General features: G+C 60.9%; 27 protein-coding genes. 9 read left to right on the forward strand and 18 right to left on the reverse strand.

All coding sequences use genetic code 11. The annotated features are described in order from the left end of the window. Positions 1-243 precede the first annotated feature (243 nt). Entirely contained in the window at positions 244-1,638 is a 1,395-nt protein-coding gene (gene sthA, locus QWI18_RS17325; protein ID WP_065989599.1) for a Si-specific NAD(P)(+) transhydrogenase, read from the forward strand. A gap of 42 nt (positions 1,639-1,680) precedes the next feature. On the opposite strand, the gene QWI18_RS17330 is transcribed toward sthA, so the two are convergent. Together QWI18_RS17330 and QWI18_RS17335 are read right to left on the reverse strand one after the other, a co-directional pair. Next, on the reverse strand, positions 1,681-2,403 hold the full coding sequence (locus QWI18_RS17330; protein ID WP_065989601.1) for a glycerophosphodiester phosphodiesterase family protein: 723 nt from the start codon (positions 2,401-2,403) through the stop codon (positions 1,681-1,683). A 45-nt stretch (positions 2,404-2,448) separates the two neighbouring features. Next, positions 2,449-3,042 carry a PilZ domain-containing protein gene (locus QWI18_RS17335; protein ID WP_369319373.1) on the reverse strand — a complete coding sequence of 198 codons (594 nt, stop codon included), beginning with the start codon at positions 3,040-3,042 and terminating at the stop codon, positions 2,449-2,451. Positions 3,043-3,190: 148 nt separating this feature from the next. On the opposite strand from QWI18_RS17335, the gene QWI18_RS17340 reads away from it, so the two are divergent. From QWI18_RS17340 to queF, 4 genes are all read left to right on the forward strand, one after another. Further along, entirely contained in the window at positions 3,191-4,441 is a 1,251-nt protein-coding gene (locus QWI18_RS17340; RefSeq protein ID WP_065989603.1) for a lipoprotein-releasing ABC transporter permease subunit, read from the forward strand. A 7-nt stretch (positions 4,442-4,448) separates the two neighbouring features. Continuing rightward, on the forward strand, positions 4,449-5,132 hold the full coding sequence (gene lolD / locus QWI18_RS17345; RefSeq protein WP_166650625.1) for a lipoprotein-releasing ABC transporter ATP-binding protein LolD: 684 nt from the start codon (positions 4,449-4,451) through the stop codon (positions 5,130-5,132). Between the two features lie 68 nt (positions 5,133-5,200). Further along, a complete protein-coding gene (locus QWI18_RS17350; protein WP_065989608.1) occupies positions 5,201-6,445 on the forward strand; it encodes a lipoprotein-releasing ABC transporter permease subunit in 1,245 nt (414 codons plus the stop codon). A gap of 200 nt (positions 6,446-6,645) precedes the next feature. Beyond that, positions 6,646-7,476 (forward strand): NADPH-dependent 7-cyano-7-deazaguanine reductase QueF, encoded by an 831-nt coding sequence (gene queF / locus QWI18_RS17355; RefSeq protein WP_192134244.1) that lies wholly within the window; start codon positions 6,646-6,648, stop codon positions 7,474-7,476. Positions 7,477-7,568: 92 nt separating this feature from the next. On the opposite strand, the gene QWI18_RS17360 is transcribed toward queF, so the two are convergent. Both QWI18_RS17360 and QWI18_RS17365 read right to left on the reverse strand, forming a co-directional pair. Beyond that, positions 7,569-7,832 carry a DUF4404 family protein gene (locus tag QWI18_RS17360; RefSeq protein WP_065989610.1) on the reverse strand — a complete coding sequence of 88 codons (264 nt, stop codon included), beginning with the start codon at positions 7,830-7,832 and terminating at the stop codon, positions 7,569-7,571. Positions 7,833-7,942: 110 nt separating this feature from the next. Further along, positions 7,943-8,578 carry an HAD family phosphatase gene (locus tag QWI18_RS17365; protein WP_192134243.1) on the reverse strand — a complete coding sequence of 212 codons (636 nt, stop codon included), beginning with the start codon at positions 8,576-8,578 and terminating at the stop codon, positions 7,943-7,945. Between the two features lie 201 nt (positions 8,579-8,779). Between QWI18_RS17365 and QWI18_RS17370 the strand changes: the two genes are divergently transcribed. After that, positions 8,780-9,481 (forward strand): VacJ family lipoprotein, encoded by a 702-nt coding sequence (locus tag QWI18_RS17370; RefSeq protein WP_192134241.1) that lies wholly within the window; start codon positions 8,780-8,782, stop codon positions 9,479-9,481. 98 nt (positions 9,482-9,579) lie between these two features. On the opposite strand, the gene QWI18_RS17375 is transcribed toward QWI18_RS17370, so the two are convergent. After that, positions 9,580-9,879 (reverse strand): PilZ domain-containing protein, encoded by a 300-nt coding sequence (locus tag QWI18_RS17375; protein ID WP_065989616.1) that lies wholly within the window; start codon positions 9,877-9,879, stop codon positions 9,580-9,582. Between the two features lie 265 nt (positions 9,880-10,144). On the opposite strand from QWI18_RS17375, the gene rssB reads away from it, so the two are divergent. Together rssB and rssC are read left to right on the forward strand one after the other, a co-directional pair. Then, complete coding sequence (gene rssB / locus QWI18_RS17380) at positions 10,145-11,326, forward strand: two-component system response regulator RssB (protein WP_192134238.1); 1,182 nt, start codon at positions 10,145-10,147, stop codon at positions 11,324-11,326. Next, positions 11,326-11,808, forward strand: a complete 483-nt coding sequence (gene rssC, locus QWI18_RS17385) for an anti-sigma factor antagonist RssC (protein WP_037009276.1) — start codon at positions 11,326-11,328, stop codon at positions 11,806-11,808. The genes rssB and rssC overlap by 1 nt, the downstream gene beginning before the upstream one ends. A 78-nt stretch (positions 11,809-11,886) precedes the next feature. Here the strand turns inward: rssC and tal are convergent, their stop codons facing one another. The 7 genes from tal to QWI18_RS17420 all read right to left on the reverse strand — a co-directional run bounded on the left by tal (position 11,887) and on the right by QWI18_RS17420 (position 16,845). Beyond that, positions 11,887-12,813, reverse strand: coding sequence for a transaldolase (gene tal, locus QWI18_RS17390; protein WP_192134236.1), 927 nt, complete (start codon positions 12,811-12,813; stop codon positions 11,887-11,889). Between the two features lie 339 nt (positions 12,814-13,152). Then, positions 13,153-13,461, reverse strand: coding sequence for a curli-like amyloid fiber formation chaperone CsgH (gene csgH / locus QWI18_RS17395; protein WP_065989708.1), 309 nt, complete (start codon positions 13,459-13,461; stop codon positions 13,153-13,155). Positions 13,462-13,466: 5 nt separating this feature from the next. Next, entirely contained in the window at positions 13,467-13,976 is a 510-nt protein-coding gene (locus QWI18_RS17400; protein ID WP_065989623.1) for a curlin-associated protein, read from the reverse strand. Next, positions 13,960-14,862, reverse strand: coding sequence for a CsgG/HfaB family protein (locus tag QWI18_RS17405; protein ID WP_065989627.1), 903 nt, complete (start codon positions 14,860-14,862; stop codon positions 13,960-13,962). Before QWI18_RS17405 ends, QWI18_RS17400 begins: the two co-directional genes overlap by 17 nt. A 52-nt stretch (positions 14,863-14,914) precedes the next feature. Next, a complete protein-coding gene (locus tag QWI18_RS17410; protein ID WP_065989631.1) occupies positions 14,915-15,898 on the reverse strand; it encodes a hypothetical protein in 984 nt (327 codons plus the stop codon). 60 nt (positions 15,899-15,958) lie between these two features. Next, positions 15,959-16,405 carry a curli assembly protein CsgF gene (locus QWI18_RS17415; RefSeq protein ID WP_065989633.1) on the reverse strand — a complete coding sequence of 149 codons (447 nt, stop codon included), beginning with the start codon at positions 16,403-16,405 and terminating at the stop codon, positions 15,959-15,961. Continuing rightward, positions 16,402-16,845: a CsgE family curli-type amyloid fiber assembly protein gene (locus QWI18_RS17420; RefSeq protein WP_065989635.1), complete on the reverse strand. Its 444-nt coding sequence runs from the start codon at positions 16,843-16,845 to the stop codon at positions 16,402-16,404. Before QWI18_RS17420 ends, QWI18_RS17415 begins: the two co-directional genes overlap by 4 nt. A 452-nt stretch (positions 16,846-17,297) precedes the next feature. On the opposite strand from QWI18_RS17420, the gene dusA reads away from it, so the two are divergent. Further along, positions 17,298-18,308, forward strand: a complete 1,011-nt coding sequence (dusA, locus tag QWI18_RS17425; protein ID WP_065989637.1) for a tRNA dihydrouridine(20/20a) synthase DusA — start codon at positions 17,298-17,300, stop codon at positions 18,306-18,308. Between the two features lie 43 nt (positions 18,309-18,351). Here dusA and QWI18_RS17430 read toward each other — a convergent pair whose 3' ends face one another. The 6 genes from QWI18_RS17430 to xylA all read right to left on the reverse strand — a co-directional run bounded on the left by QWI18_RS17430 (position 18,352) and on the right by xylA (position 25,068). Continuing rightward, complete coding sequence (locus QWI18_RS17430) at positions 18,352-18,636, reverse strand: type II toxin-antitoxin system RelE/ParE family toxin (RefSeq protein WP_192134230.1); 285 nt, start codon at positions 18,634-18,636, stop codon at positions 18,352-18,354. Beyond that, positions 18,626-18,868, reverse strand: a complete 243-nt coding sequence (locus QWI18_RS17435) for a CopG family ribbon-helix-helix protein (RefSeq protein ID WP_369319374.1) — start codon at positions 18,866-18,868, stop codon at positions 18,626-18,628. The genes QWI18_RS17430 and QWI18_RS17435 overlap by 11 nt, the downstream gene beginning before the upstream one ends. Positions 18,869-19,098: 230 nt before the next feature. Next, entirely contained in the window at positions 19,099-20,235 is a 1,137-nt protein-coding gene (locus QWI18_RS17440; RefSeq protein WP_192134226.1) for a sugar ABC transporter permease, read from the reverse strand. Beyond that, positions 20,232-21,818: a D-xylose ABC transporter ATP-binding protein gene (gene xylG, locus QWI18_RS17445; RefSeq protein WP_369319375.1), complete on the reverse strand. Its 1,587-nt coding sequence runs from the start codon at positions 21,816-21,818 to the stop codon at positions 20,232-20,234. Before xylG ends, QWI18_RS17440 begins: the two co-directional genes overlap by 4 nt. A 218-nt stretch (positions 21,819-22,036) precedes the next feature. Further along, entirely contained in the window at positions 22,037-23,038 is a 1,002-nt protein-coding gene (xylF, locus tag QWI18_RS17450; RefSeq protein ID WP_065989643.1) for a D-xylose ABC transporter substrate-binding protein, read from the reverse strand. A 713-nt stretch (positions 23,039-23,751) separates the two neighbouring features. Further along, the gene (xylA, locus tag QWI18_RS17455; protein ID WP_369319376.1) at positions 23,752-25,068 is read right to left on the reverse strand and encodes a xylose isomerase; all 1,317 of its coding nucleotides are present in this window, start codon (positions 25,066-25,068) and stop codon (positions 23,752-23,754) included. Positions 25,069-25,092: the final 24 nt, after the last annotated feature.

Consider the following 25,092-nt stretch of genomic DNA (forward strand, 5'->3'; position numbering starts at 1 on the left):
TTTTAGGATTCGTCACGCAAGGGATTTATCATCCGCAGCAATTCGGCGGTCGAGTGAGGTTTCCAGCACTCGACCCGCGACTGCGCAGAGAAGTCTGCCGGGGGACGCGACCAAGGGTTAATGGTCGTTTGTCCTCGTTGAGACTAGACTGCGCCGCGAGTTTCGATCCTTCATGCCGCCCGCGGCGGCATGATTCAGCCAGAGGCACCAGAGTGGTGTCTCGGCCAGTTCTGAGGAGTACGCATGGCTGTCTACAACTACGACGTGGTAGTGCTGGGTTCGGGCCCGGCGGGTGAAGGCGCGGCGATGAACGCTGCCAAGGCCGGGCGCAAGGTCGCAATGGTCGACAGCCGCCGGCAGGTCGGCGGCAACTGCACCCACCTGGGCACGATCCCGTCGAAGGCCCTGCGTCACTCGGTCAAACAGATCATCCAGTTCAACACCAACCCGATGTTCCGCGCCATCGGTGAGCCACGCTGGTTTTCCTTCCCGGACGTTCTCAAGAACGCCGAGAGGGTCATCAGCAAGCAAGTGGCGTCGCGCACCGGTTACTACGCCCGCAACCGTGTCGACGTGTTCTTCGGCACCGGCAGCTTTGCCGACGAGCGCAGCATCGACGTGGTCTGCAACACCGGAATCGTGGAAAAGCTGGTCGCCAATCAGATCATCATCGCCACAGGCTCGCGGCCTTATCGCCCGGCAGATATCGATTTTTCCCACAAGCGCATCTACGACAGCGACACCATCCTCAGCCTCGGTCACACACCACGCAAACTGATCATCTACGGCGCAGGCGTCATCGGCTGCGAATACGCGTCGATTTTCAGCGGTCTCGGCGTCGAGATCGAACTGATCGACAACCGTGACCAGTTGCTGAGCTTCCTCGACTCGGAAATCTCGCGGGGCCTGAGCTATCACTTCAGCAACAACAACGTAATGGTTCGCCACAACGAAGAATACGAGCGCGTTGAAGGGCTGGACAACGGCGTGATTCTGCACCTCAAGTCCGGCAAGAAGGTCAAGGCCGACGCTTTGCTGTGGTGTAACGGCCGTACCGGCAACACCGACAAGCTGGGTCTGGAGAACGTCGGCATCAAGGCCAACGGTCGTGGCCAGATCGATGTCGACGAAGCCTACCGCACCAGCCAGCCGAATATTTATGGCGCCGGCGACGTGATTGGCTGGCCGAGTCTGGCCAGCGCAGCTTATGACCAGGGTCGTTCGGCGTCGGGCAGCGCGGTCGACAACGGCGCGTGGCGCTTCGTCAACGATGTGCCGACCGGGATCTACACCATTCCCGAGATCAGCTCCATCGGTCAGAACGAACACGACCTCACCATCGCAAAAGTGCCGTACGAAGTGGGCAAGGCGTTTTTCAAGAGCATGGCCCGCGCGCAGATTTCCCACGAGCCGGTCGGCATGTTGAAAATCCTGTTCCACCGGGAAACCCTGCAGATCCTGGGCGTGCACTGCTTTGGCGACCAGGCATCGGAGATTGTGCACATCGGTCAGGCGATCATGAATCAGCCGGGCGAGGCGAACACCCTCAAGTACTTCGTCAACACCACGTTCAACTACCCGACCATGGCAGAGGCTTATCGGGTAGCGGCGTACGACGGCCTTAACCGGCTTTTTTGAGCGGCTCCGGCCGGTGGCCTGAGCCGGCCGGGGAGACCGATTTCAGTACTTCCCAAGGGTGGCGCTGGCCAAACCGGGAAAGTCTGTAATCAGGCTGTCAACGCCGAAGTCAGCGAGCCTGCGCATGAGCGCGGGCTCATTGACTGTCCAGACAGACACGTGCAGGCCCTGATTCTGTGCTTTCTTCAGGCGCTCTGGCGTGCACAGCGTCCAGTTCAGCGCGAGAATTTCGCAGCCATACCCCTGAGCCACTTTCAGTGGGTCGAGCCAGGCGTACTCCGCCACCAGCCCGCGTGAGATGTCCGGCGTCAGCTCCAGGGCCGCGCGCAGCACTTCCCGAGAACTCGACGTGATGGTTACTTTGTCCAGCAACCCGTGGCGCTGAGCCATTTCGCGGATGGCCAGCACGGTCGTCGCCGCGCGGGTGCGTGACGCGCTTTTGACTTCAAGCTGCCAGTGGTCGAAGGGACACTGTTCGAACAGTTCTTCCAGACGAGGAATGGGGCAGGGCTGCACCCAGCCCGGTCCGCCCTTGCGCGCGTCGTAGGTGACCAGATCGGCGGCATCGTGTTCGACGACCTTGCCGCGCCGGTCGGTGGTGCGCTTGAGCGTCGGGTCATGGATCACCATCAGCTCGCCGTCGCGGGACAGATGCAGGTCCAGTTCGCAGCGTTTGACGCCGTGTTTGAGGCATTCCTGAAAGCTGGTGAGGGTGTTTTCCGGTGCTTCGCCCTTGGCGCCGCGGTGGCCGTAAATAATGGTCACAATCACTCCTTGGTACGCATAGCGCTGGAATAAGTCGAGCTGGAATCAGTTGGGCTTGACGTCTGGGTCACTTTGCTCACGGGCCAGGCGTCGCTGCGCGGCTTGTCGTTGCAGGATGTGTCGGGCAAGCAATTGGCGCTGGGCATCGGTGAGGTCGATCCACTCGCTGCCGACGTCAAAATCGCCGATGGCCAACGCATCGCAATGTGTCACCCGGGCGCGCAGCATCATCCCCGAAGCCTGGGGCATCAGCACCATTTTCACCGACAGCAAGGTGCCGGGCGGGAAGGGTTGAGGGGTCACGAATTGCAGACCGCCCTCGGACATGATCACGCGCTGGGGGGCGCCCAGCTTGCCCAATGCGGTGTGCGCAACCACTTGACCGAGCAGGTCGATGCGTTTGCTCATGGCCCGAAGGAAGCTGTTGGTGGTGCGGTCGCGATCATCCAGCTGACGCAGCAGGTGCTGGGATTCGAACTCGGCGACGTGCAATTCGCTCAGCAGATCGAACAGCGTGGAAGTGTCGTGATGGCCAGGTTCATCTCCCGTCTCTGGGCCGGTGATGCGGTTAATTTCCAGTGCGACGCTGTCCTCGATACGGTAGTATTCGCGGCGTTCTTCTTCATCTAGTGTCGGCATGGCGAACCCATGGTAGCGGCGATTGTCAGAGTGATTGCTCAAAATCATGGCTCGGCTTTTCGAGCATGATTCGGCGGTGATTCGAGTGTAAAGCCGCTGGCCCAGGCCCGCCACAAGGACGTTCCCATTCCTTCGAACAAGCCCCTAAATGTTCAGACCTCTTTTTGTATTTATCGGTACGCGCTACACCCGTGCCAAACGTCGTAATCATTTTGTCTCTTTCATTTCCCTGACGTCGATGATCGGCCTCGCCCTGGGCGTGGTGGTGATGATCGTCGTGCTCTCGGTCATGAACGGCTTCGACCACGAGATGCGCACCCGCGTGCTAGGCATGGTGCCCCACGCGACCATCGAGTCCGGCGAGCCGATCAATGACTGGCAGGCCCTGGCCGCCCGCGTCAAACAGAATAAACAGGTCGAAGCCGTTGCGCCGTTTACCCAGATGCAAGGCCTGCTGACCAACAACGGCAACGTGCAGAAGATCCTGCTCAACGCCATCGACCCGGCGCAGGAGCGCAAGGTGTCGATCATCGACGGCTTCATGAAGCAGGGCAGCCTCGACGATCTGGTCGCGGGCGGCTTCGGCGTGGTGATCGGCGACAAGGCCGCGACCAAGCTCGGGGTCGGCATGGGCGACAAAGTCACCTTCGTGTCACCCGAAGTCACCGTGACCCCGGCGGGCATGTTCCCGCGCATGAAGCGCTTCACCGTGGTCGGCATCTTTCATGTCGGCGCCGGCGAGCTGGACGGCTACCTGGGCGTTACCAACCTGCAGGATCTGGCGCGGCTGCACCGCTGGAAGCCGGATCAGGTGCAGGGCTTGCGCCTGAAGTTCACCGATCTGTTCAAGGCGCCGCGCACGGCGTACGACATCGCCCAGAATCTCGGCGAGCATCAGTATTACTCCCGTGACTGGACCCGCACCCACGGCAACCTGTATCAGGCGATCGGCATGGAGAAATCCATCATCGGCCTGCTGCTGTTGCTGATCGTGGCGGTGGCGGCGTTCAACATCATTTCCACGCTGGTCATGGTGGTCAACGACAAGCGCGGCGACATCGCCATTTTGCGCACCCTGGGCGCGACCCCGGGCCAGATCATGGCGATCTTCATGGTCCAGGGCACGGTTATCGGCGTGGTCGGAACATTGATCGGCGCCGGTGTCGGCATTCTTGCGGCGCTCAACGTCAGTTCGGCGATCTCGGCGCTGGAAGGCCTGATCGGTCACAAGTTTCTCAATGCGGATGTCTACTTCATCGACTATCTGCCTTCGCAATTGATGGCCCAGGACGTGCTGCTGGTATGCGGCGCGGCGCTGGTCCTGAGTTTCCTCGCCACCCTGTATCCAGCCTGGCGTGCTGCGCGCACCCAGCCGGCGGAGGCGCTACGTTATGAGTGAGTCGGGCATGAGTGATAAAGCTGTACTGAGCTGCCGCAACCTGGGCAAGTCCTACGAGGAAGGTCCGGAATCCGTGGTCGTCCTGTCGGGACTGCAACTGGAGTTGCACCCGGGCGAACGCGTGGCGATCGTCGGCAGTTCGGGGTCGGGCAAAAGTACCTTGCTCAACTTGCTCGGCGGCCTCGACACGCCGACCGAAGGCAGTGTCTGGCTGGCGGGCGAAGAGCTGTCGGCGCTGAACGAGAAAGCCCGCGGCCTGCTGCGCAATCGCGCCCTTGGCTTCGTCTATCAGTTCCACCACTTGCTGGCCGAGTTCACTGCGCTGGAAAACGTCTGCATGCCGCTGCTGATCGGCAAGACGCCGATTCCGGAAGCGCGTCAGCGCGCAACCGCCCTGCTGGAGCGGGTAGGGCTCAAACATCGACTGGCGCACAAGCCATCGGAGTTGTCGGGTGGCGAACGCCAACGGGTGGCGATTGCCCGCGCGCTGGTCAACCAGCCGGGTCTGGTCATGCTCGACGAGCCCACCGGCAACCTCGATTCGCATACCGCCCAAGGGATTCAGGACCTGATGCTGGAACTCAGCACGTCGTCGCGCACCGCGTTTCTGGTGGTGACCCACGACATGGCGCTGGCCCGGCAGATGGACCGCGTGTGGCGTCTTGAAGAAGGCCGTCTGGTCGAAGCCTGACCCGCACAACCGGTGCCTTTCGGGCATCGGCTTTTTACTTTCAGCTGCTTAGTTACGGTGCTCCACGAATGTTCAGACCGTTATCCATCTTTATCGGTACGCGCTACACGCGGGCCAAGCGTCGCAACCACTTCATCTCGTTCATTTCCATGACCTCGATGATCGGGCTGGCGCTGGGCGTGCTGGCGATGATCGTGGTGCTGTCCGTGATGAACGGTTTCCAGCAGGAAATGAGCTCGCGGATCCTCGGCATGGTTCCCCACGCGGTGATCTCCGGGGTGAAGCCGCTGGACGATTGGCAGCCGGCTGCCAAGGCATCGCTCAAGGATCCGCAAGTCACCGCCGCCGTGCCGTTCACTGAAATGGACGGCATGCTGTCGTACAAGGGGTCGATGCAGCCGATTCAAATCAACGGCGTCGATCCGGCGCTGGAATCCAAGGTCTCCATCGTGACCCAGCACATCGTGCAGGGCCGGTTGCAGGACTTGAAGGCGGGCGAGTTTGGTGTGGTGATCGGCGAAATCACCGCCCGGCGCTTTCGCCTGAACGTCGGCGACAAACTGACGCTGATCGTTCCGGAAATCAGCAGCGCCCCAGGTGGCATCACCCCGCGTTTGCAGCGTTTGACGGTGGTGGGCGTGTTCAAGGTCGGCGCTGAACTGGACGGTTCCATGGCCCTGGTGAACGTCGCGGATGCTGCGGTGATCCAGCGCTGGCAGCCCAATCAGGTGCAGGGCGTGCGCCTGGCGCTGACGGATCTGTACGCCGCGCCCCAGGTGTCCACGGCCATTGCCGCCGGACTCGGAGCGGACTACAAAGCGGATGACTGGACCCACAGTCAGGGCAGCCTGTTCAGCGCCATGAAGATGGAAAAGACCATGATCGGCCTGTTGCTGCTGATGATCGTTGCCGTGGCGGCCTTCAACATCATCGCCACGCTGATCATGGTCGTGAACGACAAGGGCGCCGACATCGCGATTCTGCGCACCATTGGCGCCACCCCCGGGCAGATCATGGCCATCTTCATGGTGCAGGGCACCGTCATCGGCATCGTCGGCACCGTCATCGGCGGTGTGCTGGGCGTGATCGCGGCGATCAACGTCAGTCAGATCGTCGGCTGGGTCGAGCGGGTGACAGGCCAGCACATCTTCACCTCGGACGTGTACTTCATCAGCAACCTTCCGTCGAAGCTCGAAGGCAGCGATGTGGCGCTGATCTGCAGTGCCGGCTTCATCCTCAGCTTTCTGGCGACGATCTACCCGGCCTATCGCGCCGCGCAGATTCAGCCGGCCCACGCCCTGCGCTACGAGTAGGAGAGGGATCAGGGGCTGACCCGCGGCGGGGAGCAATGACGCCACGGGTCTGGCGTCCGCGTGCAATATTCCCGGGCATGGCCAGGGGGCACGGTCGGTAAGTTGGCGATCAGTCAGTAAACGCTGAAAACCCGGGCCGAACCCGATAAACTTCGCGGCCTTGGTTTTTACAGCCGCTTTATTCAGGTTCAGGTCCCGCCATGCATCCCGCAGCCGAACACTCGCCGCTGGGCAAGTCCAGCGAATACATCGCCACGTACACCCCGTCTCTGCTGTTCCCGATCCCGCGCGCTGCCAAGTGGGCAGAGCTGGGCCTGACCGCCGAGACGCTGCCTTATCAGGGTGTCGATTTCTGGAATTGTTATGAGCTGTCCTGGCTGCTTCCGTCGGGCAAGCCGGTGGTGGCCATCGGTGAGTTCAGCATTCCGGCGGACTCGGCCAATATCATCGAATCCAAGTCGTTCAAGCTGTACCTGAACTCGCTCAACCAGACTGCGTTCGCGTCTGAAGCCGAGCTGATCGCCACGTTGCAGAAAGACCTCTCGGCGGCCGCAGGCAAGCCGGTTGGCGTCCGCGTTCGCAGTCTGAAGGACATCGAGGCCGAGGGTATCGTCGCGGTGCCGGGTGTGTGTGTCGATGACCTGGACGTGAGCATTTCAAGCTACGACCGCCCTCAACCCGAGCTGCTGCGCTGCGATGAGTCGCAAGTGGTGGACGACGCGCTGCACAGTCATCTGCTCAAATCCAACTGCCCGGTGACGAGCCAGCCAGACTGGGGCAGCGTCGCGGTGGAGTACCGTGGCGCGGCGCTGGATCACGCAAGTTTTCTGGCGTACATCGTCAGCTTCCGCCAGCATTCGGATTTCCACGAGCAGTGTGTGGAACGCATCTTCATGGACCTGAAGCGCTTGCTGAAGCCAGAGAAGCTGACGGTGTATGCGCGTTACGTGCGCCGCGGCGGGCTGGACATCAATCCGTACCGCAGCACGGAAACACTGACGCTGGAGAACGGGCGTCTCGCGCGGCAGTAACCTCTCGACCACTTTCTGCACGTTAACGCACTGTGGGAGTGACCGGGGTGGAACGCCATCCCCTTCACTCCCACTGAAGGGGACGGGATGATTCAGATCCCCATGCTGCCCAGGGTTACCAACACATTGCGCAGCGTGCCAGCGATGGTCGGGTGATCGACTTCAAACCGCTCGACCGCCAGGTTGACGCCATCGGCAATGCTCGGGTCCTGGGAGACGGTTTCGAGTTCGATCTGCGCCTGGATCTGCTCCATGACCTCAGTCAGGTTCCCGCGCTCTTCCAGCGTCAGCTGCGGATTTTGCTCAAGCTGCTCGCGCAACGTGTTGAGTTGTAGTTGCAAGTCACTGACGGACATGGGGTCTTCCTTAATGTGATGGGTCTCACGATGGACCGCAATGCGCAGGCAAAGGTCCTTACCGCTCTAGACTAATCCACTCCCGGCCGCCGTGCATGACCGCTGTCAGCTCAAGGCTTTTCCGACTTCTGCCGGCGCAGCGTGATATCCGCCAGGCAGGACTCCAATTCCCCCAAGTGATCGATGACCGAATGCGCGCCGGCGGCATACAGCTCAAGGGTGGCGCGGCCGCGACGGCGCTCGCGATCCAGGTCGCTCAGCGCTTCCCATTGCTCGGGTGACAAACCGCACAGCGGCCCGCAGGACGCGAGCCCGACCGTCCACAGCCCTGCGTTGATTCCGGCCATGAGCAGACGCGGATCACCGCTGACCATCACGCAGCCGTCCAGTTGCATGACGCCAAGGATCATCAGCGCATGCCAGCACGCATCAGGTGCTGGCCAGCGGTGGGTTGGCGGGGGCGTGGGCAAAATCAGGTTGCTCAGTGGCGCAGCCAGTTGATCGGTAACCGGGGAGGGGTACTCATCGATCCAGGCGCAGGGAATGCCGTGCTGCTTGAGGTACTTCAGTGCGTTGATCGCCCCGGGCGCCGGTGCTGCAAAGGATTGGACGTCATGGGAGGCGAGGGACTTGCCATCGGCGGCAAGCAGCGTGCGTGTCTGGGCGCCGAAGTCGACGAGGCATCCGCTGAGTCCGAACAACACAGCGGTGAACGGCGGAACAGCGACGGCAACCGGGGCGAGCATGGCATTCCCTCTCAAAGCCGTAGACGCTAAGGGATTGCCATGACAAATCGATGACTGAACGATGACAGTGACTCGGGATGTTTATTGCCCTACAAAACCCTGACCATTTCAGCGACGTAAATAGTCACAGAAGGCTTTATACTCTCGCCTTTGGTTTGGGGCGTAGCGCCCGCTTCATTACTTTGACTGGGAGTCTCAGCTATGCCCGAGAACGGTGCTGGCTTTATTAATCGTCTGGTTCGAACGTGCGTCTGGGCCAGCCTGGCCGTGGCGCCGATGGCTGCAAACGCGGCAGACGAAGATCCGTGGGAAGGCGTCAACCGTGCGATTTTCCGTTTCAACGACACCGTCGACACCTATGCGCTGAAACCCATCGCCCAAGGCTATGAGTTCATCACGCCGCAGTTCCTCGAAGACGGCATTCACAACATGTTCAAGAACGTCGGCGAAGTGACCAACTTTGCCAACGACGTGCTCCAGGCCAAGCCTGAGGCCGCTGGCGTCGACACCGCGCGCCTGATCTTCAACACCACGTTCGGTCTGCTCGGCTTCTTCGACGTCGGCACCAAGATGGGCCTGCAGCGCAACGACGAAGACTTCGGTCAGACCCTCGGTCACTGGGGTGTTGCCAGCGGTCCGTTCGTGATGCTGCCGCTGTTCGGTCCCAGCACCGTGCGTGACGCATTCGCCAAATACCCTGACACCTACACCCAGCCTTGGCGGTACATTGATCACGTGCCGACGCGCAACACCGCGCTGGGCGTGAGTCTGGTCGATACCCGCGCCAGCCTGCTGTCGGCTGAAAAGCTGATCAATGGCGACAAGTACATCTTCATCCGCAACGCTTACCTGCAGAACCGTGAGTTCAAGGTCAAAGACGGCAAGGTCGTCGACGACTTCTGATTCAGCCGGTCCGCAAAACGATGCAAAAAAAGGCGACCTGAGGGTCGCCTTTTTATTTTCGCTATTTTTCGAAAATGTGACGGAGTTCCGGGCTGCCGTCACTTGATCTTCAAGATCGTCAGGCCCAGTCTCTGATCGCCGCCGTCGATGTCGGCAATCCACACCACCTCGGTGTCGGCCTCCAGGCCCTTGAGCGCAGCATGCTCGGAATCGATGCTCACGCTGATCTTGTCACCCACCTGAAACGAGCGCGGCGCCTGTATCTGCATGCCGGAGCTGGATAAATCCACGCACACCGCCGGGATAATCTGGCCGGCGTAGATCAGACTGATGTCCGCATCGACCCGCATGCGAATGTAATCCCGTTTTTCTTCGTAATCGCGATCGAGCTGACCCATGGCACATCCTTTGTTTTGATTGCTGATTTAACGGTTCTTATAACTCCGGGTGATTTGCGATGTAAAGACGCCGCTCGGCAGCCGGGCCACGCTTGAAACGCCAGGCGGATGGGAGTACCGTCTGCGCCTTGAAGGGCAGCTCTGTCATGTGAAGCGTTTGACCAAAAGTCCGCTACCTGAGCCAGAGAGGCTAGAAGCGAATCCAGTACGCGGGCTGACTGCAACCAGCCGCCTACGCCAACCTAATCTGGCGCCGTTTGCCCACATGCAAAAAACCAGTGCCACGCTGCTGATCATCGATGACGACGAAGTAGTGCGCGCGAGTCTCGCGGCCTATTTGGAAGACAGCGGTTTCAGCGTTCTGCAAGCCGGTAATGGCCTGCAGGGTCTCCAGACCTTCGAGCAGGAAAAGCCCGATCTGCTGATCTGCGATCTGCGCATGCCGCAGGTGGGCGGTCTCGAGCTGATTCGTCAGGTCACCAGCCTTGCGCCGGAAACCCCGGTCATCGTGGTTTCCGGCGCAGGCGTGATGAGTGATGCCGTCGAAGCCCTGCGCCTTGGCGCGGCCGACTACCTGATCAAACCCCTCGAAGACCTCGCAGTGCTTGAGCACTCGGTCCGACGCGCGCTGGATCGCGCACGCCTGCTCCACGAAAACCAGGAATACCGCCAGAAGCTGGAGACCGCCAACCGCGAGCTCGAGGCCAGCCTGCATTTGCTGCAGGAAGACCAGGACGCGGGGCGTCAGGTGCAGATGAACATGCTGCCTACCAGCCCTTGGGCCATTGATGCGTTCGAATTCGAACATGAGATCATCCCGTCGCTGTACCTGTCGGGGGATTTCGTTGACTATTTCCGGGTCGATGAGCGCCGTGTTGCGTTCTACCTGGCGGACGTGTCCGGCCATGGCGCGTCGTCTGCGTTCATCACCGTGCTGTTGAAATTCATGACCACGCGTCTGCTGTTCGAATCAAAGCGCGGCGGCAGTCTGCCGGAGTTCAAGCCGTCAGACGTGCTGGGCCATATCAATCGCGGACTGATCAGCTGCAAGCTGGGCAAGCACGTGACGATGGTGGGCGGCGTGATCGACGAAGACACCGGGCAGTTGACCTACAGCGTCGGCGGCCATTTGCCGCTGCCGGTGTTCTACACCCCGGGCGACACCCATTACCTGGAAGGCCGGGGTCTGCCCGTCGGGCTGTTCAACGAAGCGACTTACACCGATCACGTCATCGATCTGCCGGAGTCCTTTAGTCTGACGCTGCTGTCCGACGGCATTCTGGACCTTCTGCCAGGTGATACACTCAAAGAGAAAGAAGCCAGCTTGCCCGAACTGGTCAAGGCGGCGGGGGGCAGCCTGGATGGTCTGCGCCAAACGTTTGGATTGGCCACGCTAGGGGAGATGCCGGATGATATCGCCTTGTTAGTGTTGAGCAGGAACCTTTAATGAGTACCGGTAGAATCCAGTTCGCCGAGCAAGACGGCACATTCGTCCTCAAGTTTGTGGGTGAAGTGCGTCTGACACTGTGCTCGGCGTTGGATGCGACAATTGAACGGATCTTCACCTCGATGAACTTCTCGACGGTGGTCATCGATCTGACCGAAACCCGCAGCATCGACAGCACGACCCTCGGTCTGCTGGCCAAGCTGTCGATCCTCTCGCGCCAGAAAGCCGGGTTGTTGCCGACGGTCGTCACCACCCACGAAGACATCACGCGCCTGTTGCAGTCGATGGGCTTCGATCAGGTGTTCAACATTGTCGGTCGGCCGATTCCGCGTCCTGAAGCGCTGAGCGATCTGCCGAGCCAGGATCAGTGCGAAGACGTGGTCAAGGCGAAGGTGCTGGAGGCCCACAAGATCCTCATGGGCTTGAACGATTCGAACCGCGAAGCCTTCCGCGATCTGGTCAACGCACTCGAACACCAGTAACACGCCTCGGTCCTGAACCGAGGCATTAAAAAAGGGCGGCACCTGTGAGGGTGCCGCCCTTTTTACATGCCTGACGCTTTACGCTTTGGCCGACAGCATTTTTTCCAGTGCCACTTGGTCACGGGCGAACTGACGGATGCCTTCGGCCAGTTTCTCGGTGGCCATGGCGTCTTCGTTGGAAGCCCAGCGGAACTGGCTTTCGTTGAGGGTCACGCGCGCCTCGCCACCGTTGCCCGGCTTGAGTTTCTGCGCCAGCGTGCCGTTGTCTTCTGCCAGTTTCTGCAGCAGGTCAGGGCTGATGGTCAGACGGTCGCAGCCGGCCAGTTCTTCGATCTGGCTGAGGTTGCGGAAGCTGGCGCCCATGACCACGGTCTTGTAATCATTGGCCTTGTAGTAGTTGTAGATGCGGGTCACCGACTGCACGCCCGGGTCTTCTGCACCGACGTAGTCTTTGCCTTCGGCTTTCTTGTACCAGTCGTAGATGCGACCTACGAATGGCGAGATCAGGAACACGCCGGCATCGGCACAGGCCTGGGCCTGGGCGAAGGAGAACAGCAGGGTCAGGTTGCACTGGATGCCTTTCTTTTCCAGCACTTCAGCGGCCTTGATGCCTTCCCAGGTTGACGCCAGCTTGATCAGGATGCGGTCGCGACCGATGCCGAAATCTTCGTACAGACCGACGATGCGGTCGGCGCGTTCGATGCAGGCCTGGGTGTCGAACGACAGGCGTGCGTCCACTTCGGTGGAGACGCGGCCCGGGACCACTTTCAGAATCTCGCGGCCAATGGCGACGGCGAAACGGTCGCTGGCGACGTTGATGTCGTTGTTGCTGCCGGTGAACGCCTCTTTCAACCGATCGCTGTTGCTGTCGCTGGAAGCGGCCTTGAGCAAGAGGGAAGGGTTGGTGGTGGCGTCGACGGGTTTGAGTTTTTCGATGGCAGCGAAGTCGCCGGTGTCGGCAACGACGGTGGTGAATTGCTTGAGTTGTTCCAGCTTGGAAGTCATGAGCGTGCTCTGTCCTGTGGTTGTGCTGACATTACCCGAGCGCCGCCGGTCACTCAAGGGCGTAAACCGCGACAGACACGCCGGTTTAGACGCCTGCGTTTGCGCAAACGTCGCGCCTGCGCGTCAGCCATGATCCGGGCGGTGCGAGCTTTTTAAAAGGGCAGCGCGGGGTCATGGTCTGTCGGTTCCCGAGGAGGGCGGATACTCGATCCAGACTGGTTGGAGCCCGGACCGCCCGGGATGTTCCCGGCGCCCGGCATCTTATCCGCTGACGGTCGGGGGCCGAGCGAGGGAGAGGGCGCTGATGCGGCTTGTGCTTCTGAACCCGCACCGTCTGAATCAGCGGGCGGGCGTGTCGCCGCAGTCGCTGTCCACCGATTTGATCAGCGTGGTGCGGTCGAAGACCTCCAGATGCACCTGACACGTGGCGTCAGCCGGCAGCGTCAGGCTCACGCTGTTTGCCGCGACGCCGTTCTGCAGGTCGCCCTGCTGGTTGATGGCCGAGGTGCCTTGGGCGCTGTTCTGCCTGACGGTCATTCGGTATTGCAGCGTCAGCGGGGCAGGATTCTCGAGGTGCGGGCGGATCACCACCGTCGAGCCGCTGCGCTGGGCGTCAACCGTCACCACCAGCTGCGTGAAATCCATCATCAAGGTCACCGTTGGGTCGCGCTTGCGTTCATGTTGTCGCCGAACTGCTTGATGGAGACGGCGCCGCCCGATCCGGCCTGGGTAACGCTGGCCTGGTTGGCCTGACCGTACTGCCCGACGAAGGCCTGATTGTAGGCGCCGGTCTGCACCACGCTTGCGGCGTTGTCGGTGCCGTTCTGCATCACGCCGGTCTGGTTGTTGTTGCCCGACTGGCTGACCTGCGCGGTGTTCGCTGTGCCGTACTGCTGGGCGGTGAGCGCGTTGTTGACGCCGCTCTGGTTGACCACCGCCTGGTTGCGACTGCCGGTCTGGCTCACGGCCTGATTCTGTCGGGCCCCGCTTTGATCGACGCGCGCAGTGTTATAGGCGCCGATCTGCAAGATGGTGGCGACGCTGTTGCCGACGGTGATGTCCGCGTAGCGTGCTTCGCGCACCAGATCCTGCGCCTGGGCGAGCGTGCCGGTGAGCAGCAGTGCCGCTGCGACCCAGCCGAATCCTTTAGCGTTGCGTTCCATTTTTCTCTCCTGTGGCAACGATGTCCTTGTCCGCGTCAGCCAGCGGCAAGGTGGTCATCTGTTCGTCGTAGCTCTGCAGGTAACTCTGCAGCAGCGGTTTGTTCAGGTCAGTGGGATTTTTCAGGTTCCAGCTACCGTCCCGCGCACCTTGGGCAATCATGTGGATCAACGCCGTCTCGATGGCTTCGCGAACGCATTGCTGCACGGGCTCGTTGCGTGACACGCCGGTCTCCACCTCCAGCAGGTGCTTGAGGGAGACAAAACGGAAGATGCCGAAATCGACCTGGATCGAGAATATGGTCTTGGTGGTGGTGATGCTCTGGATGATGTCACCGGTGCGGATGTCCACCGCCCTCAGGTTGACGGTCACCTGATCCTGACGGTAAAGCTCCGAGGGCCCGACACCCAGATAGCGAACGCCGATGCCGCCGGTGCGCACATTGCTTTCGTAGGCGACGATGGCGCCTTCGATGATCATGTTCGCCGGTCGCAGCGCAGGCAGTTGCACCTGGGCCTGGTCCTGGGGCTGCTCCAGGGCGCGGATGATTTTGCGCTCGGTCAGCAGGTCCTGAAGGTTTTCGCGTTCCACCGGCTTGAACCAGCGTGAGTCCCGCAGGGCGCTGATCAGCAGCGACGCGGCGCCCTGGGTCACCGAGGTGGAAAACGAGCTGTCGGGGGACGGTTTGTATTGCCCGGTCTGGTCGCGCAGGCCGTACACCGCAACGCTGATGGGGCCAGCGGGCGGCGGCAGGTGAGTCAGGTCACGCAGGCTCTGGGTCGCAGGCGACAGCGTGGCCGGGGAAATGGTCGCGGCAGGGCGGGACGTGGTGCAGCCGGCAATCAGCATGACGGCGGTGACGATCAACATGAGGGGGCGGACGCGCATTCTTTTTCTTCCCGCAAGAAAACCCCGCCAGAACCTGGCGGGGTACACCATCTTAGTGTTGGTAGATCGTTGCCACGTTGCCGCTGCCGCCGGTCTGGCTGACGTTGGCGACCATGTTGTTGCCGGACTGAGTCAGGCGAACGGCGTTGGTGGAGAGGTAAGTGCCGGTGCCGGTCTGGCTCACAGCCGCGCGGTTGTTGTTGCCGGTCTGCAGCAGCGTATCTTCGTTGTTAAGGCCGGTCTGGGTGCTGGACGCGTAGTTGTTGTTGCCGTTCTGCTGGACGTCGGCGTTCAGCAGAGAGCCGTTCTGCGAAACGGAAAGCGTGTTGAAATCGCCGCGCTGTTGAGCCTTGGCTGTGGTGACGAGGGTGTCGTTCTGCTGGATCGAGCCGACGTTGTAGTTGCCGTTCTGTTGCAGAGTGGCGGACACCTGCTGGGCGTTATGCTGTTGCGAAACAATCCCGGTATTGCTGTTGCCCGCCTGGGTGACGCTGCTGGTGACGGTGTTGTTATTTCTCTCTTGCGAAACAGTCGCCAGGTTGTAGCTGCCGGCTTGGGAGACAGTCGTGCCGACGCGCGTGCTATTGCCGATCTGCGAAGTGCTGGCGGTGTTGTTGTTACCGCCGCCCTGGGTGATGGAGGCGCTGGTGCTGTGGTTGCTCTGTTGATCAATGCTGGCTTTGCTGTAGCCGCCGGACTGATCCAGGCTGGCGATCTGCGGCTGAGGGCCGCCGCCGTTCTGAGTGATGGAGCCGGTATTGTTGTTCCCGGCCTGTTTGGCGCTGCTGAGGTTGTAGTAGCCGGTCTGATTGATCGTCAGGTTGCTGTAAGTGGCCGTCTGGTTGATAGCGCCTGCGGTGTTACGGCCGCCGTTCTGATTAACGGTGACAGTGGACTGGGTGGCGCCGCGTTGCTCGACGTTCAGTCCGTTGTCAGAACCTGCCTGGGTGGTGTTGACGGTGCTGGAGTCGGCCATGGCCGCACCGGAGACAGCAAACAGGATGGCCAGAGACAGTAAGGATTTGCGTGCTTGCATGGTGATCTTCCTTATTCAGTAGGGTAGTGGGGTGGTGCGGGGTAGCGGGTGCGACGGGTGTTACGGTTGATTCACTTGAAACTGGGTGGTCTGGCCGGTGTTCTTGTCGGTGGTGACGATCTGCAGCAGGCCGCCTTGCAGGTTGGTGATTGCGATGCGGAAGTCAGTGGTTTCGACGGTGCCCGGCACCAGTTGGCCGTTGGTACCGACGATGCTGGACGTGACCGCCGACGACACCCGGCTGAGGATGGCGCTCTGCAACATGCTGTTGAACTGGGTCAGCGCGGTCTGCCCGGCGTAGGCGCCGGACGATGAAGACTTTTCGACGTAATGGTTTTGCGCCTGCGCCTGATTGAGCAGCACCGGGCCGTTCAACGGATTGCCGCCAAATGACGGGTTGTTCGGGACATACGCCAGTTCGCTGGCCTGGACGCCTGACCCCATGCCGGCCATCAAGGCGAGGCTGGCAATAACCACCAAACTGCGGTTAATAGTGAGTGCTTTCATAGCTCGTCTCGTCCCATGTCCGGGTCGCCAAAGAATTGTGCCAATTGATAATCAAGGATGCCCTGATACACCTGACCGGCCGCGTCGGCGGCAATGGCCGGAATAAGCGTTCGATTGGGTGGCAGGAACATTTGAAATAACCGGCGATTGCCGTAATCCACGAATACCTGGCTGCCTAAACGCGCCGTGGGCCGCTCGGTAATAGTGACGGTGAATGTTTCCGCTTCATCTTTCTCACGCCAGGTGTTTGCGAAACTGTCATAAAACGTTCGGCCTGCCAGCGTCATGGTCTGCCCGATCACAATACCGCCGACGTCACGATGGTTAAGCGTCCGGTGTTGTTCAACCGTTGCGGAAGTGTTCACGCTGGGCTGAGCAAACGCCGTGGTGGCGGCGCACAGAGGCAGCAGCCAGAGGCCGATGAACTTAAGGGTTGTCATGTTTGTACGTTCGTGTGTGCAGGTTGTTACTTGTTATATCTCAATAAAAATACTTTGCCAGTGGTGAGTTAAAATAAAGTTCATTTATTTTGTTGGCGTCAACTTCCTTTCTTATTTAAATAACCCTGGTTAAAGAGTAATGGATTAACCAGATTGCGAATTAATGGCGTCAAAGAATCCACCGGGTGATGGCGTTAATAACGCCAGCGTCTATGGGCGTGTAAAAAGCGTGTTTTAAAAGGCGGTTGTTAGCGTGCTAATGTTTAGGAGGGTCGCTAAGTGTAGGACTGTGCGGTATCGATTAAGTTGTTATAAGTTCTGAACACTTGGGTCATTAATGTCAGGATGGAACCGGTTCTGCAGAGGGTGTCTTTTCAGCCGGATCGGCTTCAGCCTGGCGGGCGAGCTGTTAGAATGCGCGTCCTCCTTCGCCCGACCTGCTAATTGCGCCCATGTTGCCTATCACAGAACCCCGTACCGACCGCCTTCCGTCCGAGCCCTCACGGCGTTTTTCCGTGGCCCCGATGATGGACTGGACGGATCGTCACTGCCGTTTCTTCCTGCGTCTGCTGTCGAAAAATGCGCTGCTGTACACCGAAATGGTGACCACCGGCGCGTTGCTGCACGGCGATACCGAGCGCTTTTTGCGCCATGACGAAACGGAGCATCCGCTGGCCTTGCAATTAGGTGGCAGCAACCCGGCCGACCTTGCTGCCAGCGCGCGTCTGGCGCAGGCCGCGGGGTACGATGAGGTCAACCTCAACGTCGGTTGCCCGAGCGATCGCGTGCAGAACAACATGATCGGCGCGGTGTTGATGGGGCATCCGCAGTTGGTGGCCGATTGCGTCAAGGCCATGCGCGACGCCGTGACGATTCCGGTGACCGTCAAGCACCGCATCGGCATCAACGGCCGCGACAGTTACGAGCAGCTGTGCGAGTTCGTTGGCACCGTTCGCGACGCCGGCTGCACGAGCTTCACTGTGCATGCACGTATCGCCATTCTCGAGGGCCTGTCGCCCAAGGAAAACCGTGACATTCCGCCGCTGCGTTATGACATCGCCGCGCAGTTGAAGCAGGACTTCCCCGAACTGGAGATCATCCTCAACGGCGGCATCAAGACTCTGGAGCAGTGCCAGGCGCACCTGAACACCTTCGACGGCGTGATGCTTGGCCGCGAGGCGTATCACAATCCCTACCTGCTGGCCGGCGTGGACCGCGAACTGTTCGGCAGCGACGCCCCGCAGATCACCCGCGCCGAAGCCCTGGCGCTGATGCGCCCCTATGTGGAAGCGCACCTACGCGACGGCGGCTCCATGCACCACATCACCCGCCACGTGCTGGGCCTGGGCACCGGCTTCCCCGGCGCGCGCAAATTTCGGCAGATGCTCTCGGTGGACATTCACAAGACGGACGATCCGCTGGGGTTGCTGGATCGGGCGGGGGAGTTGCTGGAGGGGCGGTGAGTTCGGAGCGCCTACAGGCTCCCGGAGTCCGGATTGTCAGCGGTCACCAATTTGCGCGAGGCCGCTGTCTTGTATGAAAAATCCCGAGGATCTGCAGTCGGTCGCCGACAAGTCGGTACGGTATCAAATAGGACCAATTGGGTACCGCCCATTCCCGCGTATTCTTAACCCGACCCTCACGGCCCATACCGGGAAACAAAGCCAAGTTATCGACGCTCGCGAAAATGGCATCGGCGAAATCATCAGCGGCGTCCGGGTTCTCCAGCGCAATGTAATCGGCTTCATCCTTGAGATTCTTGAGGGCTTGTTCCAGCCACTCAACTCGCATCCCGACCCCAGCGCCGGGCGCGCATCGCCGCGACTTGCTGGTCGCTCGCGAATTTTCCTTCGTCTGCCTCAATCACCGCTTGCTCGATCTGAGTGGTCAGGGTCTTTTCGTGTTCGATGTAGTCACGAAGGACATCCATCGCCAGATAGCTTGCGCTCTGGCCATGGGCCTTTGCGAGGTCGGCGAGGGAGTTGGATAGGTCTTCCGGGAGGTTCAGCGATAGTCCGGTCATGGCAACCTCGACATTGAGTGGTGGGCCGTATGTTACACCGTCGTCCTGAATCGAGAACCGGCAGGTTGTCGCGAGGCGTGTACGACAGATCCAGGATTTACCGGTCCGGCGCTCCAACTTGCTGGCGAAGGCACTCGTCCAGGCATGAACGTGTGAGCTTACACAGCCGGTTCGCCAGCAAGCCGGCCCCTACAGACTCGAGTGTAGTGAAAGTCGGTGTGGTTAAGCACTCACCGTCGTCCCGCCCGCGTGCTCACATCCACCCACACCGCCAGCACCAGAATGCTGCCCTTGACGATCATCTGCCAGTAGCTGTCGACGTCGAGCATGGACATGCCGTTGTCGAGGCTGGTGATGACGAGGGCGCCGAGCAGGGCGCCGTAGACGGTGCCCGAGCCGCCGCGCATGGAGGTGCCGCCGATGAAGCAGGCGGCGATGGCGTCGAGTTCACCCATGTTACCCGCCGACGGCGAACCCGCAGCCAGGCGCGCGGTGTTGACCAGGCCGGCGAGGGCGCACATGACGCCCATGATGCCGAAGATCCACAATTTCACCGCCTGCACATTGATGCCGGAAAGCCGCGTGGCTTCCATGTTGCTGCCCACCGAGTAGATGCGCCGGCCGAACACGGTCTGGGTGGTGATGTAGCTGAACACGCCGAGCAGGACCAACAGCAGCAGGACCGGCACCGGAATCCCGTCGTAGCTGTTCAGCGTATAGACGAAGCCCGCCAGGACGGCGCCAATCGCCACGACCCGCACCACATCCCGAACCAGTGAATGGGCCGCCAGCCCGTGCAAAGCGCGGTTGCTGCGCTGACGCCAGGTCAGGAACAGCGTCAGCGCGAAGAGCAGCACGCCAAGCACGATCCCCACCAGCGGCGGCAGATACCCCTGGCCGATGTAGACCAGCTCCGGCGACACCGGCGCAATGGTGGTGCCGCCGGTGATCCCCAGCAGAATGCCGCGAAACGCGAGCATGCCGCCCAGGCCGACGATGAATGACGGGATGCGCAGGTACGCGGTCATGCAGCCGTTGGCCAGACCGATCAACAGCCCGCAGCCGGCGACGATGCACAGGTTCAGCGGCAGCGGCAGGTGGTAGACCACGTCGAGAAGCGCCGCCACGCCGCCGAGCAGGCCGAGCAACGACCCCACCGACAGATCGATCTCACCGCTGATGATCACAAGCACCATGCCGCAGGCCAGAATCCCGGTGATCGACATCTGCCGCAGCAGATTGGACAGATTGCGCGGCGTCAGAAAGCCTCCGTCGGTCTCCCAGCTGAAGAACAGCCAGATGACCGCGATGGCGATCACCAGTGCGAGCATTTTGTAGCGGGTGAACAGTTGCTTGAGCTGATTCATTGACGCGCGTCTCCCACAGCACCTGGCCGGTCGTTATTGTTTTTGTTGTGCGCAGTGTCGCCGGACTGACTGAGTGCGGCCGCGAGCACCTGTTCCTGGGTCAGCCCTTCGTTGATGAAGTCCCCGCGCAGCTGGCCGTCGCCGATCACCAGCACCCGGTCGGAGACGCCGAGCACTTCGGCCAGCTCCGACGACACCATGATGATCGACACGCCGCTGGCCGCCAGCGCGCCCATCAGTTTGTAGATTTCGTATTTGGCGCCGACGTCCACGCCGCGGGTGGGCTCGTCCAGAATCAGCACCCGCGGCTTCGTCAGCAGCATCTTCGCCAGCACGGCTTTTTGCTGATTGCCGCCAGAGAGGCTGGTGATCGGCAGGAACGGGCTCGCGGTCTTCAGGTGCATGCGCGCGATTTCCTTGTCGATGCTGCCCAGCTCGGCTTCGGCGTCGATGCGCGTCAGGTGGGCGAAGCTGTCGAGCACGGCGAGGGTGATGTTCTGGCCCACGCCCAGGTCGGGAATGATGCCCTGGCGTTTGCGGTCCTCGGGGACCATGCACAGCCCCGCGCGGATGGATTTGAGCGGTGTGCGCGTGTCGATGGCTTTACCGTCCAGCCACACGTCGCCGATGTAGCGTCCCGGGTAAGCGCCGAACAGTGCCGAGACCAGTTCGGTGCGGCCGGCCCCGACCAGCCCGGCGATGCCCAGGATTTCTCCGCGCCTGAGCACGAAGGAGATGTCGTCCACGCGTTTGCGCTTCGGGTTGTCGACGTCGTAGCAGGTGACGTGGCGCGCCTCGAAAATCACCTCACCGACGCTGTGGGGTTCGGTGGGGTAGAGGTTGCTCATCTCGCGGCCGACCATCTGCGTGATGATGCTGGGAATGTCCATGTCGGCCATGGCCGTGGTCGCGATGTGTTTGCCGTCGCGGATCACCGAGATGGTGTCGCAGACGGCAGCGACTTCATCGAGCTTGTGGGAAATGTAGACGCAGGCGACGCCCTTGGCTTTGAGGTCACGAATGATGTCGAGCAGGACGTCGATTTCCGAGCGGGTCAGGGCCGAAGAGGGTTCGTCGAGGATCAGCAGTCGCGCCTGCTTGTTCAGCGCCTTGGCGATCTCCACGAGTTGCTGATAGCCGCCGCCGTATTGCGAGACCGGCAGGGCGACGTTCATGTCCGGCACTTTCAGTTCGCGCATCAGGGCTTCGGCGCGGTGAATCATCGCCGGGTAATTCATCCGCCCAACCGGCAGGGTCAGTTCATGGCCCATGAAGATGTTTTCCGCCACCGACAGGTCGGGGACGAGGGTGAGTTCCTGGTGAATGATGACGATCCCGGCGGCCTCGGTTTCGCTGATGGATTGCGCCTTCAGCGGCTGGCCGTCCCAGAGGATTTCACCCTCCCAGGTGCCGTGGGGATAGACCGCCGAGAGGACTTTCATCAGGGTCGATTTGCCGGCGCCGTTCTCGCCGCACAGGCCGACGCATTCGCCGGCCCGCACCTTGATGTCGATGCCATTGAGCGCCTTGACGCCGCCGAAGGATTTGACGATGCCGTTCATTTGCAGCAGATAGTCGGACATGGCGCGGTATTCCAGGACAGGCCGGAGTTCTTGTGCAGGAGCGCGGCGTGTCCCGCGACCGGCTTCGAATCAGTCGTAAATTCAGCAGACGCGTTGTGTCAGGCAAACCACAGTGTCAGGTTTTACGACGGGTTCCCCGCCGCTCGCGGGACAAGCCACGCTCCTACAGGTGTCGGTGCAGGGGTCACACTGCAGCTATGGCAATCTGCAAAAAGTGATCACTTCCCGGCGATCTGATCCTTGGTGTAAAACCCGTCCTTCTCCAGCAGATCGATGTTGTCCTTGGTCAGCGGCGTCGGGGTCAGGAGGATGGTGTCGACCTTCTTCGTGCCGTTGTCGTACTGCGAGCTGTACGTAGGCTTTTCATTGCGCGCCAGTTGCACGGACAGTTTTGCCGCTTCCGAGGCAATGAGTTTCAGCGGTTTGTAGACGGTCATGGTCTGGGTGCCGTCGATCACGCGCTTGACCGCTGCCAGGTCGGCGTCTTGCCCGGAGATGGGCACCTTGCCGGCCAGCTTCTGCGCGGCGAGGGCCTGAATCGCGCCGCCGGCGGTGGCGTCGTTTGAGGCGACGATGCCGTCGATCTTGTTGTTGTTTTTGGTCAGGGCGTTTTCGACGATGCTCAGGGCTTCGGTCGGGTTCCATTCCTTGACCCACTGCTGGCCGACAATTTTGATGTCGCCCTTGTCGATGGCTGGCTGCAGCACTTTCATCTGGCCTTCGCGCAGGACCTTGGCGTTGTTGTCGGTGGGTGCCCCGCCGAGCAGGAAGTAGTTGCCTTTCGGGGCTGCCTTGAGCACGCCCGCCGCCTGCATTTCGCCGACTTTTTCGTTATCGAAGGAGATATAGGCGTCGATGTCGGCGTTGAGGATCAGCCGGTCGTAGGACACCACTTTGATGCCGGCCTTCTTGGCTTCAGCGACGGCGTTGGTCAGCACGGTGGCGTTGAACGGCACGATGACAATGACGTCGACGCCGCGGGAGATCAGGTTTTCGATCTGGGAGATCTGTTTGCCTTCGTTGGCATCGGCGGACTGTACGTAGACCTTGGCGTCCATTTTCTCCGCTGCCGCGACGAAGTAATCGCGGTCCCGGGCCCAGCGTTCGAGGCGCAGGTCATCGATGGAAAAGCCGATTTTCGGATGGGCCGAATCGGCCATGACGGGCAGGCTGAGCAGGGCCAGAGCACTGGCGAGCAGGGTGGTCTTGAAACTCTTCATGGGATTGCGTCCTGTTATTTTTGTTTAAAGACACTTTTCGAGCATGTATGGGTTTGCCGGTGGAACTGTAGATACTGGCCGCGCGCCGCGAGCAGGGAATTGTCGTGAGAATGTAACCAACGCAATTCCCTTAGTAGGACCGGGTTTAGCCGGGAAGCTGTTGGCGTCACACCGCAAGATGAATGTTGCACGCATTGGCCTCTTCCCGGCTAAAGCCGGTCCTACGAAAACCACCGCGTCCAGCCCGCGGATTTGGCGTTGACCTCGACTGTAGGATCGGCTTTAGCCGGGAATGCGTCAGTCGTCACGCTGCAAATGTGAGGGTGCTACCACTGGCCTCTTCCCGGCTGAAGCCGGTCCTACGAAAACCACCGCGTCCATCCGACGGCATTGGCGATGACCTCGACTGTAGGACCGGCTTTAGCCGGGAATGCGTCAGTCGTCACGCTGCAAATGTGAGGGTGCTACCCCTGGCCTCTTCCCGGCTAAAGCCGGTCCTACGAAAACCACCGCGTCCAGCCCGCGGATTTGGCGTTGACCTCGACTGTAGGACCGGCTTTAGCCGGGAAGCTGTTGGCGTCACACCGCAAGATGAATGTTGCACGCATTGGCCTCTTCCCGGCTGAAGCCGGTCCTACGAAAACCATCGCGTCCATCCAGCGGATTTGGTGATGACCTCGCCGGTCCTGCATGTGAATCGCGGGCGCCTGCTGTCAGGGATAGATAAACCGGTTCACCACGCCTTCGAGCATTTCCTGGCGGCCGCTCACGGCCTGCGGGTTAAGTTCGTTGTCCAGCGCGTGTTGCGCCAGAGAATCCAGGCTGAAGTCCCCCGACAGCACGGCGCGCCCGAACGGTTGGTCCCAGCCGGCGTAGCGCTGGTCCTTGAACGCTTGCAGCTTATCGTCCTGAATCATCGCAGCAGCCCGTTCCAGCGACAGCGCGAGGACGTCCATGGCCGCGACGTGGCCGTAGAACAGGTCGATTTCGTCCAGGCTCTGCCGGCGCACTTTCGAATCGAAATTGTAGCCGCCGTTCTTGAAACCGCCGGCCTTGAGGATTTCGTAGGTGGCCAGGGTCAGCTCTTCGACGCTGTTGGGGAACTGATCGGTGTCCCAGCCGTTCTGCGGATCACCGCGGTTGGCGTCGATGCTGCCGAAGATGCCGAGGGACGCCGCCGTGGCGATTTCATGGTGAAAACTGTGGCCGGCGAGGGTGGCGTGGTTGGCCTCGATATTGACCTTGATCTCTTTCTCCAGGCCGAACTGGTGCAGAAAGCCGAACACCGTGGCCGTGTCGTAATCGTACTGGTGCTTGGTCGGCTCCTGGGGCTTGGGCTCGATCAGCAGGTCGCCGGTAAAACCGATCTTGTGTTTGTGCTCGACCACCATGGCCATGAAGCGGCCCAGTTGCTCGCGCTCGCGCGCAAGGTCGGTGTTGAGCAGCGTCTCGTAACCCTCGCGGCCACCCCACAGCACGTAGTTCGAGCCCTTGAGCCGATGGGTGGCGTTCATCGCGCTGAACACCTGAGCGGCGGCAAAGGCGAACACTTCCGGGTCCGGATTACTCGCAGCGCCGGCCGCAAAGCGCGGGTTGCTGAAGCAATTGGCGGTGCCCCACAGCAGCTGAATGCCGCTCTGTTCCTGATGGCGTTCGAGTTCGTCGACCATCTGCGCGAAGTTGCGGCTGTACTCTTTCAGACTGGCGCCTTCGGGGGCGACGTCGGTGTCGTGGAAACTGTAGTAGTCGATGCCCAGCTTGGAGAAGAATTCGAATGCTGCATCGGCCTTCAAGCGCGCCAGCTCCATGGCGTCCCCCGGTTTGACCCATGGCCGCTTGAAGGTGCCGACGCCGAACATATCAGCGCCGGGCCAGACGAAGGTGTGCCAGTAGCAGGCGGCCATGCGCAGGTGTTCGCGCATGGGCTTGCCGAGGATGATCTTGTTGGCGTCGTAATGGCGGAAGGCGAGGGGCGACTCGCTGCCGGGGCCTTCGTAGCGAATGGTGTCGACATCGGGGAAGCAGGGCATCGGGGTTTCCTTATTATTCTTGCC

The organism is Pseudomonas sp. W2Oct36, from assembly GCF_041060465.1.
GTDB classification, from domain to species: Bacteria; Pseudomonadota; Gammaproteobacteria; order Pseudomonadales; family Pseudomonadaceae; genus Aquipseudomonas; species Aquipseudomonas graminis_B.

What these genes read in the sequence shown, in the direction of transcription:
- xylG (WP_369319375.1), bottom strand. Translation starts at nt 21,818, where the DNA reads ATGTCCGACTATCTGCTGCAAATGAACGGCATCGTCAAATCCTTCGGC.
- QWI18_RS17420 (WP_065989635.1), bottom strand. Translation starts at nt 16,845, where the DNA reads ATGACAACCCTTAAGTTCATCGGCCTCTGGCTGCTGCCTCTGTGCGCC.
- dusA (WP_065989637.1), top strand. Translation starts at nt 17,298, where the DNA reads ATGTTGCCTATCACAGAACCCCGTACCGACCGCCTTCCGTCCGAGCCC.
- csgH (WP_065989708.1), bottom strand. Translation starts at nt 13,461, where the DNA reads ATGATGGATTTCACGCAGCTGGTGGTGACGGTTGACGCCCAGCGCAGC.
- QWI18_RS17440 (WP_192134226.1), bottom strand. Translation starts at nt 20,235, where the DNA reads ATGAATCAGCTCAAGCAACTGTTCACCCGCTACAAAATGCTCGCACTG.
- QWI18_RS17405 (WP_065989627.1), bottom strand. Translation starts at nt 14,862, where the DNA reads ATGCGCGTCCGCCCCCTCATGTTGATCGTCACCGCCGTCATGCTGATT.
- QWI18_RS17415 (WP_065989633.1), bottom strand. Translation starts at nt 16,405, where the DNA reads ATGAAAGCACTCACTATTAACCGCAGTTTGGTGGTTATTGCCAGCCTC.
- QWI18_RS17430 (WP_192134230.1), bottom strand. Translation starts at nt 18,636, where the DNA reads ATGCGAGTTGAGTGGCTGGAACAAGCCCTCAAGAATCTCAAGGATGAA.
- queF (WP_192134244.1), top strand. Translation starts at nt 6,646, where the DNA reads ATGCATCCCGCAGCCGAACACTCGCCGCTGGGCAAGTCCAGCGAATAC.
- QWI18_RS17400 (WP_065989623.1), bottom strand. Translation starts at nt 13,976, where the DNA reads ATGGAACGCAACGCTAAAGGATTCGGCTGGGTCGCAGCGGCACTGCTG.
- rssC (WP_037009276.1), top strand. Translation starts at nt 11,326, where the DNA reads ATGAGTACCGGTAGAATCCAGTTCGCCGAGCAAGACGGCACATTCGTC.
- QWI18_RS17410 (WP_065989631.1), bottom strand. Translation starts at nt 15,898, where the DNA reads ATGCAAGCACGCAAATCCTTACTGTCTCTGGCCATCCTGTTTGCTGTC.
- lolD (WP_166650625.1), top strand. Translation starts at nt 4,449, where the DNA reads ATGAGTGATAAAGCTGTACTGAGCTGCCGCAACCTGGGCAAGTCCTAC.
- xylA (WP_369319376.1), bottom strand. Translation starts at nt 25,068, where the DNA reads ATGCCCTGCTTCCCCGATGTCGACACCATTCGCTACGAAGGCCCCGGC.
- QWI18_RS17370 (WP_192134241.1), top strand. Translation starts at nt 8,780, where the DNA reads ATGCCCGAGAACGGTGCTGGCTTTATTAATCGTCTGGTTCGAACGTGC.
- QWI18_RS17360 (WP_065989610.1), bottom strand. Translation starts at nt 7,832, where the DNA reads ATGTCCGTCAGTGACTTGCAACTACAACTCAACACGTTGCGCGAGCAG.
- sthA (WP_065989599.1), top strand. Translation starts at nt 244, where the DNA reads ATGGCTGTCTACAACTACGACGTGGTAGTGCTGGGTTCGGGCCCGGCG.
- QWI18_RS17335 (WP_369319373.1), bottom strand. Translation starts at nt 3,042, where the DNA reads ATGCCGACACTAGATGAAGAAGAACGCCGCGAATACTACCGTATCGAG.
- QWI18_RS17435 (WP_369319374.1), bottom strand. Translation starts at nt 18,868, where the DNA reads ATGACCGGACTATCGCTGAACCTCCCGGAAGACCTATCCAACTCCCTC.
- QWI18_RS17365 (WP_192134243.1), bottom strand. Translation starts at nt 8,578, where the DNA reads ATGCTCGCCCCGGTTGCCGTCGCTGTTCCGCCGTTCACCGCTGTGTTG.
- rssB (WP_192134238.1), top strand. Translation starts at nt 10,145, where the DNA reads ATGCAAAAAACCAGTGCCACGCTGCTGATCATCGATGACGACGAAGTA.
- QWI18_RS17350 (WP_065989608.1), top strand. Translation starts at nt 5,201, where the DNA reads ATGTTCAGACCGTTATCCATCTTTATCGGTACGCGCTACACGCGGGCC.
- QWI18_RS17340 (WP_065989603.1), top strand. Translation starts at nt 3,191, where the DNA reads ATGTTCAGACCTCTTTTTGTATTTATCGGTACGCGCTACACCCGTGCC.
- xylF (WP_065989643.1), bottom strand. Translation starts at nt 23,038, where the DNA reads ATGAAGAGTTTCAAGACCACCCTGCTCGCCAGTGCTCTGGCCCTGCTC.
- QWI18_RS17375 (WP_065989616.1), bottom strand. Translation starts at nt 9,879, where the DNA reads ATGGGTCAGCTCGATCGCGATTACGAAGAAAAACGGGATTACATTCGC.
- tal (WP_192134236.1), bottom strand. Translation starts at nt 12,813, where the DNA reads ATGACTTCCAAGCTGGAACAACTCAAGCAATTCACCACCGTCGTTGCC.